Annotated in this window: 13 protein-coding genes; 2 read left to right on the top strand and 11 right to left on the bottom strand. The window is 71.0% G+C overall.

The genetic code is table 11. The features are described 5' to 3' along the window. Position 1: 1 nt before the first annotated feature. From ACH4SI_RS18740 to ACH4SI_RS18705, 8 genes are all read right to left on the bottom strand, one after another. Positions 2–1,477 (bottom strand): SDR family NAD(P)-dependent oxidoreductase, encoded by a 1,476-nt coding sequence (locus tag ACH4SI_RS18740; RefSeq protein WP_398296854.1) that lies wholly within the window; start codon positions 1,475–1,477, stop codon positions 2–4. Positions 1,478–1,564: 87 nt separating this feature from the next. Next, positions 1,565–2,695: a pyrroloquinoline quinone biosynthesis protein PqqE gene (gene pqqE, locus ACH4SI_RS18735; RefSeq protein WP_398296853.1), complete on the bottom strand. Its 1,131-nt coding sequence runs from the start codon at positions 2,693–2,695 to the stop codon at positions 1,565–1,567. Then, positions 2,692–2,958 carry a pyrroloquinoline quinone biosynthesis peptide chaperone PqqD gene (gene pqqD / locus ACH4SI_RS18730; protein WP_398296852.1) on the bottom strand — a complete coding sequence of 89 codons (267 nt, stop codon included), beginning with the start codon at positions 2,956–2,958 and terminating at the stop codon, positions 2,692–2,694. Before pqqD ends, pqqE begins: the two co-directional genes overlap by 4 nt. Continuing rightward, the gene (gene pqqC, locus ACH4SI_RS18725; RefSeq protein ID WP_398296851.1) at positions 2,955–3,653 is read right to left on the bottom strand and encodes a pyrroloquinoline-quinone synthase PqqC; all 699 of its coding nucleotides are present in this window, start codon (positions 3,651–3,653) and stop codon (positions 2,955–2,957) included. Before pqqC ends, pqqD begins: the two co-directional genes overlap by 4 nt. Beyond that, positions 3,650–4,552 carry a pyrroloquinoline quinone biosynthesis protein PqqB gene (pqqB, locus tag ACH4SI_RS18720; RefSeq protein ID WP_398296850.1) on the bottom strand — a complete coding sequence of 301 codons (903 nt, stop codon included), beginning with the start codon at positions 4,550–4,552 and terminating at the stop codon, positions 3,650–3,652. The genes pqqC and pqqB overlap by 4 nt, the downstream gene beginning before the upstream one ends. Positions 4,553–4,562: 10 nt before the next feature. Further along, on the bottom strand, positions 4,563–4,703 hold the full coding sequence (gene pqqA / locus ACH4SI_RS18715) for a pyrroloquinoline quinone precursor peptide PqqA (RefSeq protein ID WP_398296849.1): 141 nt from the start codon (positions 4,701–4,703) through the stop codon (positions 4,563–4,565). A 69-nt stretch (positions 4,704–4,772) separates the two neighbouring features. Beyond that, complete coding sequence (locus ACH4SI_RS18710; protein WP_398296848.1) at positions 4,773–6,263, bottom strand: glycoside hydrolase family 28 protein; 1,491 nt, start codon at positions 6,261–6,263, stop codon at positions 4,773–4,775. After that, positions 6,260–8,053 carry a discoidin domain-containing protein gene (locus ACH4SI_RS18705; RefSeq protein ID WP_398296847.1) on the bottom strand — a complete coding sequence of 598 codons (1,794 nt, stop codon included), beginning with the start codon at positions 8,051–8,053 and terminating at the stop codon, positions 6,260–6,262. The genes ACH4SI_RS18710 and ACH4SI_RS18705 overlap by 4 nt, the downstream gene beginning before the upstream one ends. A gap of 241 nt (positions 8,054–8,294) precedes the next feature. On the opposite strand from ACH4SI_RS18705, the gene ACH4SI_RS18700 reads away from it, so the two are divergent. Continuing rightward, positions 8,295–9,104: a hypothetical protein gene (locus ACH4SI_RS18700; RefSeq protein ID WP_398296846.1), complete on the top strand. Its 810-nt coding sequence runs from the start codon at positions 8,295–8,297 to the stop codon at positions 9,102–9,104. Between the two features lie 11 nt (positions 9,105–9,115). Beyond that, entirely contained in the window at positions 9,116–10,198 is a 1,083-nt protein-coding gene (locus tag ACH4SI_RS18695; RefSeq protein WP_398296845.1) for a PQQ-dependent sugar dehydrogenase, read from the top strand. A gap of 56 nt (positions 10,199–10,254) precedes the next feature. Here the strand turns inward: ACH4SI_RS18695 and ACH4SI_RS18690 are convergent, their stop codons facing one another. From ACH4SI_RS18690 to ACH4SI_RS18680, 3 genes are read right to left on the bottom strand one after another with little or no spacing between them, the layout of a single operon-like run. Further along, on the bottom strand, positions 10,255–11,400 hold the full coding sequence (locus ACH4SI_RS18690; RefSeq protein WP_398296844.1) for a glycoside hydrolase family 105 protein: 1,146 nt from the start codon (positions 11,398–11,400) through the stop codon (positions 10,255–10,257). Continuing rightward, a complete protein-coding gene (locus ACH4SI_RS18685) occupies positions 11,400–12,707 on the bottom strand; it encodes an NAD(P)/FAD-dependent oxidoreductase (RefSeq protein ID WP_398296843.1) in 1,308 nt (435 codons plus the stop codon). The genes ACH4SI_RS18690 and ACH4SI_RS18685 overlap by 1 nt, the downstream gene beginning before the upstream one ends. Continuing rightward, complete coding sequence (locus ACH4SI_RS18680) at positions 12,704–14,101, bottom strand: MFS transporter (protein ID WP_398296842.1); 1,398 nt, start codon at positions 14,099–14,101, stop codon at positions 12,704–12,706. The genes ACH4SI_RS18685 and ACH4SI_RS18680 overlap by 4 nt, the downstream gene beginning before the upstream one ends. Between the last annotated feature and the right edge of the window lie 164 nt (positions 14,102–14,265).

Below are 14,265 nucleotides of genomic sequence, written 5' to 3'. Positions count from 1 at the left end.
CCTACCAGGTGGTCGTCGCGTAGTCCTTGAGGAAGCAGCCGAACAGGTCCTCGCCCTGCTCGCCCCGGACGATCGGGTCGTAGACCCGGGCCGCGCCGTCCACCAGGTCCAGTGGGGCGTGGAAGCCGTCGGCCGCGAGCCGCATCTTGTCGGGGTGCGGGCGCTCGTCGGTGATCCATCCGGTGTCGACGCTGGTCATGAGGATGGCGTCGGTCTCGAACATCTCACGGGCGCTGGTGCGGGTGAGCATGTTGAGCGAGGCCTTGGCCATGTTGGTGTGCGGATGGCCCGCGCCCTTGTAGCCGCGGCCGAACTTGCCCTCCATCGCGGAGACGTTGACCACGTACTTCCGCCGGGCGGGCGCGGCGGCCATCGCCGGGCGCAGCCGGCTGACCAGGATGAAGGGCGCCGTCTCGTTGCACAGCTGCACCTCCAGCATCTCGACCGGGTCCACCTCGTGGACCCGCTGGATCCAAGTGTTGGTGGCGTCCAGGTCCGGGACCAGCCCGCCCGCGTCGATCGCGGTGCCCGCCTCGATCCGGGCGGGCGAGGCGGAGCCGCGGTTAAGGGCGAGCGCGGTGAGGTCCTGGGCGGTCAGCGCCCCGTCCCGCTCCGCGCGGGGCCCGGGCAGCGCGGTCTGTGAGCCGCTGCCGAAGGCGCCGAGAACCACGGCCTCGGGCAGCTCCCCGGCGGGCAGCGGCGCCGACTCGCCCGCTATCAGCTCCGCGTACGCCTGCGGGGTGCGGCGCACGGTCTGCGCGGCGTTGTTGATCAGGACGTCCAGCGGTCCGGCGGCGCTCACCTCGTCGGCCAGCGCGATGACCTGGGCGGGGTCGCGCAGATCGATGCCGACGATCTTCAGCCGGTGCAGCCACTCGGCGCTGTCCGGCATCGCCGTGAAGCGGCGGATCGCGTCGCCCGGGAAGCGGGTGGTGACGGTGGTGTGGGCGCCGTCGCGCAGCAGCCGCAGGGCGATGTACATGCCGATCTTGGCGCGGCCGCCGGTGAGCAGCGCCCGGCGTCCGGTGAGGTCGGTACGGGCGTCGCGGCGGGCCCGGTTCTCGGCGGCGCAGCCGCGGCAGAGCTGGTGGTAGAACGCGTCGACCTCGACGTACCGGGTCTTGCAGACGTAGCAGGAGCGGGGGCGCTCCAGGATGCCCGCGATCTCGGTGGTGACCGAGCGCTTGAGGGCGCGCCCCAGGGTCTCGTCGTCGATGCGGTCGGCGGCGCCGGTGGCGGTGGCCTCGGTGACCGTCTTGTCGTTGGCGGTCTTGGCGGCCCGCCGTTCCTGGCGCCTGCGCTGCTTCACGGTGCGGTAGATCCCGGCGGTGGCCCGGCGCACCGTGATGGCGTCGGGGTGGTCGACGGGCAGCCGGTCCAGCTCCGCCAGGACGCTCAGGCAGGTCGCAAGCCGCTCGGGGTCGATGCCGGGCTCCGCGTACTCCGCGGGCGCCTGGCCGTCGTCAGTCACCGTCATCGCCGCTGCCGCTTTCTGGTTCTGTTTTCCCTGGGTAACGGCCGAACTGTACGGAAGCGGGGGCGGCCCTGCCAAACCGGGGCGGTCTCACCTCCTCCCGTAACCGCGGTACGTATAGCCCGGGGACGGGGGTTGCGCGGCCGGAGCGGGGCTGGTCAGCGTACGGATCAGGCCATGATCGGGCGAGAGGGCGCAGGCCGGGTCGGTGCGGGCGGCGTCCCCGGTGAGCGCGTACGCCTGGCAGCGGCAGCCGCCGAAGTCCTCGGCGCGGTGGGTGCAGCTACGGCACGGTTCGGCCATCCACTCCTCGCCGCGGTAGCGGTTGAAGGCGGCGGAGTGGTCCCAGATCCACGCGAGCGTGTGGTCGCGGACGTTCGGCGGGTCGAGGCCGGGCAGGGCGGCCGCGGCGGGACAGGGCAGGACGGTGCCGTCGGGCGCGACGGTGAGGGAGACCGCGCCCCAGCCGCCCATGCAGGGCTTGGCGACGCCCTCGAAGTAGTCCGGGAGGACCCACACCAGCTCCGTGCGGCCGCCGAGCTTTTCGCGCCATCGTGCGACGCCCTCCCGGGCCCGGGCGAGCTGGTCGCGGGTGGGCAGCAGGGCGGCGCGGTTGCGCAGGGCCCAGCCGTAGAACTGGGTGTTGGCGAGTTCGACGCGGTCGGCGCCCCAGGCCACGGCCAGTTCGACGAGGTCGTCCAGCGCGTCGAGGTTGTCGCGGTGCAGGACGACGTTGACGCCCAGCGGCAGGCCCGCCTCCCGTACCAGGGCCGCGGCCCGCTCCTTGGCGGCGAACGAGCGGTGTCCGGCGATGCGGTCGGAGGCGGCAGGGTCGGCGTGCTGGACGGAGAGCTGGACGCTGTGCAGCCCGGCCCCGGTCAGCGCCGTCAGCCGGGCCTCGTCAAGACCCACGCCGCTGGTGACGAGCTGGGTGTAGAGCCCGGCGGACGCGGCGGCGGCGACGATCGCCTCCAGGTCCCGGCGCAGCAGCGGCTCGCCACCGGACAGATGGGTGTGGACGACGCCGAGATCCGCCGCCTGGCGCAGCGTCCGCTCCCATTCCTCGCGAGTCAGCTCGCGGGAGCGGCGCACCAGTTGGAGCGGGTTGGAGCAGTAGGGGCAGTGCAGCGGGCAGCCGTGGGTCAGCTCGGCGAGCAGCGCCCAGGGGCGGGGGTGGGCGGTCACCTGGGGGTCGGCGGTAGCCCGGGGGTCGGCGGTCACCGTATCCAGCCCTCCTCGTGCATCCGGTCCAGGAACGCGGGGACTTCCGTGCCAACGGGGGCGCCGGGGAAGCGCTCGGCGAGTTCGGCCACGATGGTGTCGAGGTCGCGGTCGCCGTCGCAGAGCCGCAGCACGGTTCCGGCGGTGCCGCGCAGGACCACGACGCGCTCGGGCATCACCAGCAGGTCCACCTCCCGCACCCGGTCGTGGCGCAGGCGCACCGCGGGGGCCAGGGCCGGCCGCCAGGCGGCCGGGGCCGTCATGTCGCCTCTCCCGCGGCGTCCTTGGTGTCGGCGTGTTCCACCGCGTCCAGCAGGGACCACAGCACATCGCATTTGAAGGTCAGCGCCGCCACCGCCCGTTCCTCGTCCTCGGGGGTGCGGGCCCAGGTCAGTACGAGGTCGAGGGCTTCGGCGCTGTCCCGGCCGCCCTGGCCGACTCTGTCGCGGAAGTAGCGAAGCCCTTCGCGCTCGATCCACGGGTAGTGGCGTTCGAACGCCTCGATGCGGGTGCGCATGATGCCGGGGGCGGACAGTTCGGTCAACGAGGCGGCGACGGCCTCCAACGGGGTGCCCAGACGGCAGAAGTTGACGTAGCCGTCGACCGCGAGCCGCACCCCGGGCAGCACTTCGGCGCCGGTCAGCAGCCGTTCCCGGCCGATGTCGGCGGCCTCGCCGAGCCGCAGCCACCGCTCGATGCCGCCCTCGCCATCGGCGGCGCCGTCGTGGTCCCGGATGCGGCGCAGCCACATCCGGCGCAGCCGCGGGGTGTCCAGCTTGGCGGTGATGAGGGCGTCCTTGACGGGGATGTGGCGCTGGTAGTGAAAGCGGTTGAGGATCCAGCGGCGCAGTTCGGCGGGGGTGAGGTCGCCCGCGTGCATGCGGAGGTTGAAGGGGTGCCGGTCGTGGTAACGCTCCTGGGCGACGGCGCGCAGCCGCTCTTCGAGGCTCCGGGTCATAAGTCGATCACCATCCCGTCGGCGGCCACCTCGATGCCCCGTCCGGCGAGCACCGCGTGCTGGGGCGCGGCGGGGTCGTTGAGGGGATTGGTGTTGTTGAGGTGGGTGTAGAGGGTGCGGGCGCGGAGCGCGGCGAGCCGCCGCGCCGTACCGCCGGGCCCGTCGATCGGCAGATGGCCCATGGCGGTGGCGGTGCGGGAGCTGAAGCCGCTGCGCCGGGGCTCCTCGTCGTCCCAGAAGGTGCCGTCGACGATGACGCAGTCGGCCTCCTCGGCGGCCTGCTGGAAGGCGTCGGGCCAGGCGGCGAGGGCGGGGGCGTAGAGGAGGGAGCGGCCGGTGGCGCGGTCCCGCAGCCGCAGGGCGACGACCCAGGCGTCGGCGTCGGGGCTGCTCACCTCGGTGGCGTAGCGCGGGCGTTTGGCGGAAACGGGGACGGCACCGATGGCGAAGTCGGCGTCCGGGGCGGCCGGGCGGGCGTCCCCGGTCGACAGCTCGTGCCAGTCGAGGCGGGTGTAGGGGGCGAGCACGTCGCCGAGGTGGAGCCCGGTCAGCAGGGCCCGGCGCACCGGGGCGGTGGTGTGCAGCTCCACGCCGTCCGCCTCGCGCAGCCGGGCGATGCCGAGGGTGTGATCGAGTTCGGCGTCGGTGAGGATCACCCCGGCCAGCGGGGTGCGACGGGGTTCGGGCCCGGGGTGGAGTTCGGGGTTGTCCTCGATCTGGTCGCCGAGGTCGGGGGTGGCGTTGACGAGGTACCAGCGGCCTTCGGCGGCCCGTACGGCGAGCGAGGCGTGGCGGCGGCGCCGCTCCGGGTGGGCGCGTGCCCCGGAGCATCCGGGGCACGCGCAGTTCCACTGGGGTACGCCGCCGCCCGCCGCGCTGCCGAGCACACGCACGCGCACGGCGGCGCCGTCAGCGGGCGTTCAGCGAGTAGGCGGTGACCTCCAGCGCGGTCTCGACGACCACGTAGTCGGGGGTCTGCCAGGCGGTCTCCTCCGGGACGGGCGGTGTCCGGTCCGCGGTGGTGGGGGTCTGCCGCACGGTCTCGTTCATGGTGTTGACCTGCCTTCCGGTTTCCGATGGGTGGGTCGGTCACGAGGAGGTGTCGTCGTAGGGGCGGGGTCAGCCGGTTGTTCTGATCCGTAAGTCCTCGCCGTCGGTGGTGGTGCTGTGCCGGACCACGGGGCCGGTGACGCCATGGAAGCCCACGTCGTACGGGCCGGCGGTGCCGCGCTGGGCCGTGAACCGGTCCAGGGTGACGGCTACCCCGTCGTCCGCGATGAACGCGGGCCGGTCGTCGTTGGCATCGGTCCGGACGGCGCTGTTCCTGAAGGTGATGTCCTTGGCGTGCCGGATCCACCAGCCGTAGGAGGGGCGCACGCCATAGGACTTGGGGACGTAGTCGGTGAGGTATTCGCCGGGGACGATCTCCGCGTCGGAGGCGGGGTGGCCGCCGGGCACGGTCAGCCGCACCCGGTCGAAGGTGATGTCCTCCACGTCGGCGCCGGGTGCTCCGGTGATGGTGCTGGTGTAGTCGACGCCGGTGACCGGGTGGGTGAGCCCGGTGCCGGTGACATCGGTGAAGGAGATGTCGTGGATCCGACCGGCGGGCGGGGAGCCCGGGCAGCGCTTGCGGTCGCCGATCTTGATGAAAACGGGGGTGGCGCCCTTGGTCATGCTGATGTCCGAGTAGCGGACGTCGCTGATGTCGGCGCCGTCCATGGAGACGATGCCGATGGCCGCCTTGCCCCCGCCGCCGATCCGGAGCCGGTCGAAGCGGATGTCGCGGAAGTCGCCGCAGGTCTCCGAGCCGAACTGGAGGGCGTTGTTCTCGGTGGACAGCACATCGGAGTCATGGACCCGGATGTCATGGCTGGTGTAGGTCCGGCCCAGCGCGTAGTCGCTCTTGAGGACCACACCGTCGTCCCGGCCCTCGATGCGGGAGTGGCCGATGTCGACGTGGCGGCTGTTGATGAGGTTGACGGCGTCCCGGTCGGTGCTGGTGAGCACCTTGGTGCGGGTCATCCGTACGCCGTCGCAGCCGTTGAGCAGCAGCGCGAAGTGGCCGCCCCGGGTGAAGGTGACGTCCTTGATGTCCAGGTCGGCGCAGCGCTTGAGGGAGAGGATCTTGTCGCCGACGCCCGGCTCCAGGGTGTTGCTGGTGCCCAGGCCCTCGCCGTCGAGGGTGCCGGAGCCGGTGATGGCGAGGTGGTGGATGTTCTCGCCCGTCAGCAGCGCGTTGCGGAAGTGGCTGTGGCCGAAGTCCTGATAGGCGTCCCAGGGGTTGGGCTCGGCTTCGTCCATGCCGGAGGTGGCGGCGAGCAGCGTCGCGCCCTTGGCGAGGTGCAGGGTGATGTCGCTCTTGAGATGGACGGTGCGGGACTTGTAGGTGCCGGGCGGGAACAGCACGGTGCCGCGGCCGGGACCGGCGGCGGCCGCGTCGATCGCCCGGTCGATGGCGTCGTCGTCCAGCGTCGTACCGTCGCCTGTCGCCCCGTAGTCGCGCACGTCGTACGTGCGGTGGGCGGCGGGGGCCGCGGTGGCGGCCGGAGGAGGCACGGCGAGCGCGCACGCCCCGGCCAGCGCGGTGGCCGCGAGTCGTAATCGCGTCATGAGGTGCCCTTCGGGTAGCCGGATCCGATGCGCACCTCGTCGATCAGCAGCTTCTGGTAGCGCTTGGTGTCGGTGGCCGCGGCCCAGGTGCTGTTGACGGTGAGCCGGACGTAGCGCGTGGTGGCCGCGGGGAGGTCGATGAACTGCACACCGCGCGCGCTGGGCAGGGTTCCGGCCTTGACCGGGCTGCCCCAGGTGGTGCCGTCGCTGGAGACCTGCACCTGGTAGTCGCGGATCCGGGCGGACTGTTCGGTGTCGGACCGGGCGTAGGCGACCGACCACTCCCGCTGGTTGACGGCCAGATACCGGACGCTTCTGGCCGAGCGCAGGTCGAAGGTGACCGTGGCGGGCAGCTTGGTGTTGTTGTCCCAGTAGGTCTGCGGATCGCCGTCGAGGACGGCGGAGGCCGGGTGGCCACTCGCCGATGTGCCGGCGCTCGCGGTCATGGAGTCGGCCGGCAGCATCCCCTGCCTGCCGTCGGTCCGGACGCTCAGGACGGTGTCGTACGGATCCCAGCCGGTGATGCCGGAGATGGTGAGCTTTCCGTCGCCCTGGCGATACGCCAGCTTCTTTCCGCTGCGGAAGTCGGTGACGCCGGACACCTTGTATCCGTTGTCCCGCAGGGTCAGCGTGGAGCCGGACGGCTTGGTCAGGACGTGGACGTAAGTCTGGTCGGGGTCGGTCTTACTGACCGTGGTCACCCCGTGCGCCCCGTCGTTCCAGGAGCCGGGCTGGAGGCCACCGTACGCGTAGCCGCCGCCCTCGGTGCCGTTCAGCGAGCCCCAGATCTTGTCGAGGTAGCTCTTCGCGAGGTTGTTGAAGGCTTCCTGTTTGCTGGGGAACTTGCCGTTCACCTGGGCCGTTTCGGCCATCAGCGACTTCACGGAGGATCCGGAGTTGCTGATCAGCCGGCCGAGGGTGAGCCCGGTGTCCACCGCCGAGTCGGTGCCGCTGTACCACCAGGCCCCGCTGCTCGGCAGCTTGAAGCAGGCCTCGGTGAGCCGCGGCTGCGGGGTCCAGATGGCCTGCGGGTAGTCGTACGCCGGGGTCATGCCGGTCTTCTGCTCATTGCTGACCGTGTCCATGATCGGCGTGTCTTCGTTGTTGTTGCTCAGCAGCCACTGCGGGCGGTCGGCACGGATCTTCTCGTAGAGGCCGTGGTCGAGCCAGTAGTCGTTGTCGTTGTCGATCCAGAACCCGGACAGGTTCGGGTACTTCTTCATCACTTCGACGAAGTTGTCGTACGAGTACTCACCGAACCCGTCGCGCGTGGTCAGGTCGACATCCCTGCCCTTGTAGGCGGAGTACGCCGCCGAGTCGAGCCATTCATGGCCGCCCTCGTCGTGCCACTGCGGATCGTCGGTCATGTAGAGCATGACCTTCAGCCCTTGCTTGCCCGCCGCGTCGATCAGCTCGCCCAGGAAGTCCCGCTGCGTGGAGCAGCTGCCCGGGATGGCGGAGGGCCAGGCGCGCGCGTATCCCAGCCGACTGTGGAAGGAGGCGAGGACGAGGTACTTGGCGTGCAGCTTCTTGGCCTCGTTCACCCAGTAGTCGGCGCTCCAGCCGCCGTCGGTCACCGCCTTCTCCCAGGCGGCACAGCTGGTGTAGCCGGGGGAGGTGCGCATGCCCCAGTGCAGGAAGAGACCCGCCTGTGAGTCACGCAGCCACTGCTGCCGGGGGTTGACCACGTCGGCCCGGGCGGGGGCCGGAGCGGCCAGGGTGAGCGTGCCGATGGCCAGCAGGATGGCGGCCAGCCAAGCGCTCGGGCGTCGACGCGATCTTCGGCTCATGGGCGGCTCCTTGTCGGAGTACGGTCGCGTGCGTTCTGATGCAGCGTCACCATTTGCCGGTGTCCGGTCAATAAGCGTGCACCTAAAATCCTCCGACCTCTTTCGCGGCGCATGCCACGCAAACCGAAGGTGGCCGCCTCCTTGGTCCACACCATTCCTTGACTCATGAAGGCATACCTCCTACCTTCACAGTCCCCCGATGTTCCCCGATGTGAACAAGGATCAGACAGGAGAATCCTTGATGGAGCGCCCACCGCTCTTACCCCGCACCGCCCTCACCCTCGCGGCCATTGCCGCCCTGATCGCTCCGGCCGCGGTCGCCTACGGCACCGAGCGCTCCCCGCAGGCGCCGGCCGCGTCCTGGAGCCTCAAGTGGAAGCCCGCGGCCGGGGCCAGTGTCGCCAGCGCCTTCGAAGGTGCCGAGGACGACCGCGCGGACTCCCATCCGGGCACCACCCACATCTACCCCTACCAGGGCGGTTTCCGGACCGACATCCACTACCCCAAGGACGTCGACACCAGCACCGACCGCCAGCGCAACGAGGTCCGGGGCATGAAGCAGGACGGCTCCGCCGTCAAGATCCTCAAGAACGAGACCTGGCGGATCCGGTACCAGATGTACGTGCCGGACACGCTCGACGCGACCACGGGCTTCACCCACATCATGCAGATCAAGGTCGGGGACGTGGCCGCCCCGCTGTTCACCATGTCGCTGCACCGGCACGGCGACGGCCCGAAGGTCGAGATGCGGACCTCGGACGACGACGACAACCTGACCGAGGCCGGGGCCGCGGACATGGAGCCGCTCCAGGGCACCTGGAGCGATGTGTCGGTCGAGGTCAAGGCGGCCGACTCGGGCGCGTACGCCGACTGGTCGGTGACCACAACGGACGGCAGGAAGATCGCCTCGTACAAGCGCACCGGCCTGGACCTGTGGCGCGGCAAGAACTATCTGCGCCCCAAGTGGGGCATCTACCGGAGCCTGAACAGCGACGGCCTCCGGACCACCTATCTGCTCACCCGGAACTTCACGGCGTACAAGCTCCAGTAGGAGGACACGCGATGAAGAGCTGTCGGAACACCCTGGTGGCCGCGGCCGCCACCACCGCACTCACCGCCGGGCTGCTGCTCACCCAGGCGGGCACGGGCAACGCCGCACCGGCCGCGGCCGATTCCGCACCCTCGTCCATCACGACCGTCTCGTCCGGCTGGTCGATCCCCTGGGGGCTGAGCTGGCTGCCGGACGGTTCGGCGCTGATCACCGAGCGGGACTCGTTCAAGCTGTTCAAGCTCACCCAGTCGGGCACCAGGACCCAGGTGGGCACGGTGCCCAATGTGGTGACGACCGGCGGCGAGGGCGGTCTTATGGGCCTCGCGGTCTCCCCGAACTGGAACACCGACCACTACGTCTACCTCATGCACACGGCATCCGACGGCAACCGGATCGCCCGCATGACCTACGACGGCTCCGACTTGAGCGACTACAAGGCGCTCGTCACCGGCATCAAGAAGAACAAGTACCACAACGGCGGGCGCCTCAAGTTCGGCCCGGACGGCTATCTGTACGCCACCACCGGGGAGGCCCAGACCCCCGACCTCGCCCAGGACAAGAACTCGCTCAACGGCAAGATCCTGCGGATGACCACCGACGGCAAGCCCGCCCCCGGCAACCCGTTCGGCACCCTCGTCTACTCCCTCGGCCACCGCAACCCGCAGGGACTCACCTGGGACCCGCAGGGCCGGCTGTGGGAGGCGGAGCTGGGCAACAGCAAGTACGACGAACTCAACCTCATCGAACCGGGCAAGAACTACGGCTGGCCCACCTGCGAGGGCACCTGCTCGACCTCCGGGATGACCAGCCCCAAGCGCCAGTGGTCGGTCGGCGAGGCGTCGCCCAGCGGAGTCACCTACGCCGACGGCGCACTGTACATGGCCGCGTTGAAGGGCGAGCGCCTGTGGCGGATCCCGGTCGACGGGACGAGCGCGGGCACCCCGAAGGCGTACTACACCAACTCGTACGGGCGGCTGCGCACCGTCGAGACGGTGCCCGGCAAGAACACGCTGTGGCTGTCCACGACGAACGCCGACAACAACGGCGGCGAGCCGGACGGCGCGGACAAAGTGTTCCAGGTCGAGCTGAAGTAGCGCGCCGTCAGCCGTGTGTGCGGCCGCGCCCCGCGGAGCGCGGCCGCACGCGCGCGTCAGTACGCGAGCCGCTCGTTCATCAGCAGGAAGGCGCCCAGCCCGTGCAGGTCGTTCGTGTTGCGCTTGCGGCCGAGGTAGTACGCCAGATCACCGACGTTGGTGCCCTCGCTGATGTCGGCGATGCTGGTCAGGCCGTCCGCGTCCACCGTCACCTTGTCCAGGACGCCCCGGTAGCCGCGGCGCGCCGCCGCCTCGTAGGCCCCACCGCGGATCCAGCCCTGACCCAGGGCCGCGTGCAGCATCAGGGTGTACATGCTGGAGGCCGAGGTCTCGGTCCAGTTGCCCGGCTCGCTCGCCTTGTCCACGACCTGGAACCAGCGGCCGGTCCCCCGGTCCTGGTAGCGCAGGAATCCCTTCGCCAAGTGCGTCACGTTGCCGATGAGTTCGGCGCGGCGCGGATCTTTGGCGGGCAGCATCTCCAGCACCTCGATGTGCGTCATCGCGGTCCAGCCGATGGCCCGGGCCCAGAAGTGGGCGGAGGTGCCGGTGGCGGGGTCCGGGTTCCAGGGGGCGTCGCCGTCCGCGTCGTAGGCGTGGTAGATCAGCCCGTTCGGCGCCTTGAGGTGGCGGAAGTACACCGAGAGGTTCCGGGTGACCTCGTCGTACGCGTATGCCTCGTCCCCGTAGGCGATGCCGTACCGCAGCAGGAACGGCTGGGCCATGAAGACGCCGTCGCCCCACAGCTCGTTGGTCTTGCCGGTGGCGTGCCACATGCCGCCGTCCGCGGTGCGCGGATAGCTGGTGATGCGGGCGCGGATCTGGTCGGCGGCGGTGCGATAGCGTGCGTCGCCGGTCTCCCGGTGGAGCATCAGCAGCAGGTTGCCGGACTGCATGGCGTCGAGGTTGTCGAACGTGCGGCTCATATGGCCTTCGGCGTCCACGAAGTTGTCGACCCAGCGCTTGATGTACGCCAGGTACGAGGGCTCCTTGAGCCGCTGGTAGACGCGGTACGCCCCCAGCAGGAACAGCCCCCGGGTGTAGCCCCAGCCGCCGAGCGAGGCCGGGTCCGGGTAGCGGGCGATGGTGGAGTCCACCACCGCCCGCGACCAGTCCGCCCGGGCCGCGTGGGCCACCCCGGTCCCCGGCAGCAGAAGGCCGCCGCCGATGCCTAACGCGCTCGCGAGTACGGTCCTGCGTCTCATCACTGGACTCTCCTCTTCACGGGCTGAATGCCATGCACACGCCAAGGATAGCGGCGAACGTGCCGTACCGGGTCAAACGCGGAGGAAAGGGCCGGATTCGCATCCCCCGTCAGCAGTCCGGCCACCAGCCGGCCGGTCGCGGGGGCGAGCATCAGCCCGAGCATGTTGTGGCCGGTCGCCAGCAGCACCCGGGGGTGGCCGGGCACCGGGCCGATCAGCGGGAGTCCGTCGGGGGTCATCGGACGCGGGCCCACCCACTCCTCCTGGAGGTCGTCCCAGTCGGCGTGGCGCAGATACGGGCGCGCGGCCGCGACGATGGCCTCGACGCGCCGCCGCCGGAACCGGTCCGGGTCGCGCTCGAACTCCATCGTCCCGGCGACCCGGACCCGCTTGCCCAGGGGCGTGAGCACCACCTTGGCCGCGCCGAGGTGGACCAGCCGGGACGGCGGGGGCTCGGCCGCCACCGAGAAGCTGTAGCCCTTGCCCGCCACCAGGTCGATGTCCACGCCGAGCCCGCGGACCAGCTCGCGGGACCAGATGCCCGCGGCGACGACCACCGCGTCGCTCCGGTACGTCCCCGCCGAGGTCCGCACCTCGGCGCGTCCGCCCCGGTCGGTGACGGCCGACACCCGGGCGCCCTCGACCAGTTCGACGCCCTGGCGGCGCAGCCGCTCGGCGAGCCGGTCCACGAAGAGCCCGGGGTCCAGCGACCACTGGTCCTCCACCACGAACCCCGCCCGGGCGCCCTCGGTGAGCGCGGGCTCGGTGTCCGCGAGGGCGGCCCCCGTGAGCAGCCCGCCGGCGGCGATGGGCGCGCCCAGGCGGCGGAAGGCGGTGAGCGCCTTGGCGGCGTACTCGCGGGACGGAAAGGCGAACAGGAACCCGTCCTTGTGCGCCTCCCCGTCCACGCCGAGCGCCTCCAGCTCCTCGAAGAGCCCGAAGGTGCCCTTCGCGAGCGCGCCGAGCGCGCTCGCGCCGCGGTCGTGGTGGCGTGCGGTGGCGCGCAGTCCGAAGCGGATGAGGAAGCGCACCAGTTCGGCGCTGGTCGACGGGTGGACGGCAAGGGCGCTGTCCGGGCGGTGCAGCCCGCGCAGCGCGCTGCCGATGACGCCGGGGGCGGCGAGCGGTTCCACCAGGTCGGGGCAGACCTCCCCGGCGTTGCCGCGGGAGGCGCCGCTGCCCAGCCGGTCGCGTTCCAGGACGGTGACCCGCAGCCCGGCGGCGCTGAGGTGGTGGGCACACAACAGGCCGACGACTCCGCCGCCGACGATCGTGACCGAGGAGGGCGGGGTGCCGGGGAAGGTCATGACGTCTCCTTCACCGCGGGCCGCGGTGTGGTCGGGGCGGTGTCGCGGCGGAGGCGGGAGCGGCCGCGCGGGTCGCCGTCACGGTCCGCCGAGCTGGCGTCGGCGAGGGACAGCCCGCTGGTCTCCGGCGCGAGGACGTACGACGCGGCCCAGCCGATGGCGCAGATGACCGCGCCGAGGAGCATCGCCAGCCGGGTGCTGTGGGCGAGGACGACGGGCGCTCCCCAGGTGCCGATGGCGGCGCCGACCCGGCTGATGCCGGTGGCGAAGCCGTTGGCGGTGGCGCGCACCCCGGTCGGGAACAGCTCGGAGGGATAGATGGCCTGGAGGCACTGGCTGGAGAAGCACGCCACGCCGAAGGCCGCGAAGAGGACGACCACGACGGCAGGTGCGGGGTGGGCGAAGGCGGCGAGGGCGAGCAGGGGGATGGCGGAGAGGCCGAAGCTCCACAGCAGCAGGGTGCGCCGCCCCTTGTTGACCACCAGGATTCCGGACAGCGAGCCGAGGACGAAGAAGATCTGTACCACGACCGCGCCGAGGTAGGAGTCGTTGCCGTCGGCCAGTCCGAAGGAGGCCAGGATGGTGGGTTCGTAGGTGGTGATGGCGTAGATGGGCAGCAGCTGACAGGCCCAGAACACGCTGACGAAGATCGTCCTGCGCAGATAGGCCCCGCGGAAGATGTCGCCGTAGCGGGTGCGCGAGGCGGTGTCCGCCTCCAGCTCGGCCAGGCTCGCGTCCGGGCCCAGCATCTGCTTCAGCACGGCCTGGGCCTCGTCGGTGCGCCCCTTGCTGAGCAGCCAGCGCGGGGACTCGGGGGTGCCGAAGCGCAGCAGCAGGATGAGCGCGGCCGGGAGGGCGCTGCTCGCGAGCATCCAGCGCCAGTCGTCGTGGCCGGAGGACATCATCGCCCAGCCGACGACGTACGCGACGGCGGCGCCGACCGACCACATCGTCACCATGATGACCAGCAGCGGGCCGCGGGAGTTGCGGGGTGCGAACTCGGAGGCGATGGTGCCCGCGATGGCGAAGTCCGCGCCGATGGCGATGCCCATGAGGAAGCGCAGCACGGTGAGCTGCCATGGGTCGGTGACGAAGAACTGGGCCGCGGACAGCACGATGAACGCGGCGATGTCGAAGAGATAGACCTTCTGCCGCCCGACCCGGTCGGTGACATAGCCGAAGATCAGGCCACCGGCGAACATGCCGACCAGCGAGGCGGAGCCGACGACTCCGGCGTCGAAGGAGTTGAGGTGGTAGTCGGCGGTGAGGAGCGGAAGCGCGACGCCGATGATGCTGAGGATGTAGCCGTCGCAGAACTCGCCGCCGCCCGCGTAGAGCGTGATGAGCCAGTGGGTGCGGGTGGGACGGGATTTTTCGAGTGATGCTGTGCTCATGGGCCGTCTCCGGAGGTGGTGCTCCTGGGGAGGAGGAGGACGGATGGCCGGGCGGTCGCGGGGCGCCCGGTGCTGATGTCGGAAGACGGTAGGCAGTGCGGGGCGTAGGGTCATCGTAGGAGTCGCACGAACCGATCCCCGGCTTGGAGGGGGGGTCACTTGTA

Origin of the sequence: Streptomyces sp. NPDC021212 (assembly GCF_044332925.1) — a bacterium.
In the GTDB taxonomy this organism is placed as follows: Bacteria; Actinomycetota; Actinomycetes; order Streptomycetales; family Streptomycetaceae; genus Streptomyces.
This window is presented reverse-complemented; position numbering and strand designations above follow the sequence as displayed.

Coding starts and splice junctions, on each gene's coding strand:
- ACH4SI_RS18705 (WP_398296847.1), bottom strand. CDS start 8,053: ATGAGCCGAAGATCGCGTCGACGCCCGAGCGCTTGGCTGGCCGCCATC.
- ACH4SI_RS18695 (WP_398296845.1), top strand. CDS start 9,116: ATGAAGAGCTGTCGGAACACCCTGGTGGCCGCGGCCGCCACCACCGCA.
- ACH4SI_RS18690 (WP_398296844.1), bottom strand. CDS start 11,400: ATGAGACGCAGGACCGTACTCGCGAGCGCGTTAGGCATCGGCGGCGGC.
- pqqC (WP_398296851.1), bottom strand. CDS start 3,653: ATGACCCGGAGCCTCGAAGAGCGGCTGCGCGCCGTCGCCCAGGAGCGT.
- ACH4SI_RS18700 (WP_398296846.1), top strand. CDS start 8,295: ATGGAGCGCCCACCGCTCTTACCCCGCACCGCCCTCACCCTCGCGGCC.
- pqqA (WP_398296849.1), bottom strand. CDS start 4,703: ATGAACGAGACCGTGCGGCAGACCCCCACCACCGCGGACCGGACACCG.
- ACH4SI_RS18740 (WP_398296854.1), bottom strand. CDS start 1,477: ATGACGGTGACTGACGACGGCCAGGCGCCCGCGGAGTACGCGGAGCCC.
- ACH4SI_RS18685 (WP_398296843.1), bottom strand. CDS start 12,707: ATGACCTTCCCCGGCACCCCGCCCTCCTCGGTCACGATCGTCGGCGGC.
- ACH4SI_RS18680 (WP_398296842.1), bottom strand. CDS start 14,101: ATGAGCACAGCATCACTCGAAAAATCCCGTCCCACCCGCACCCACTGG.
- pqqD (WP_398296852.1), bottom strand. CDS start 2,958: ATGACGGCCCCGGCCGCCTGGCGGCCGGCCCTGGCCCCCGCGGTGCGC.
- ACH4SI_RS18710 (WP_398296848.1), bottom strand. CDS start 6,263: ATGACGCGATTACGACTCGCGGCCACCGCGCTGGCCGGGGCGTGCGCG.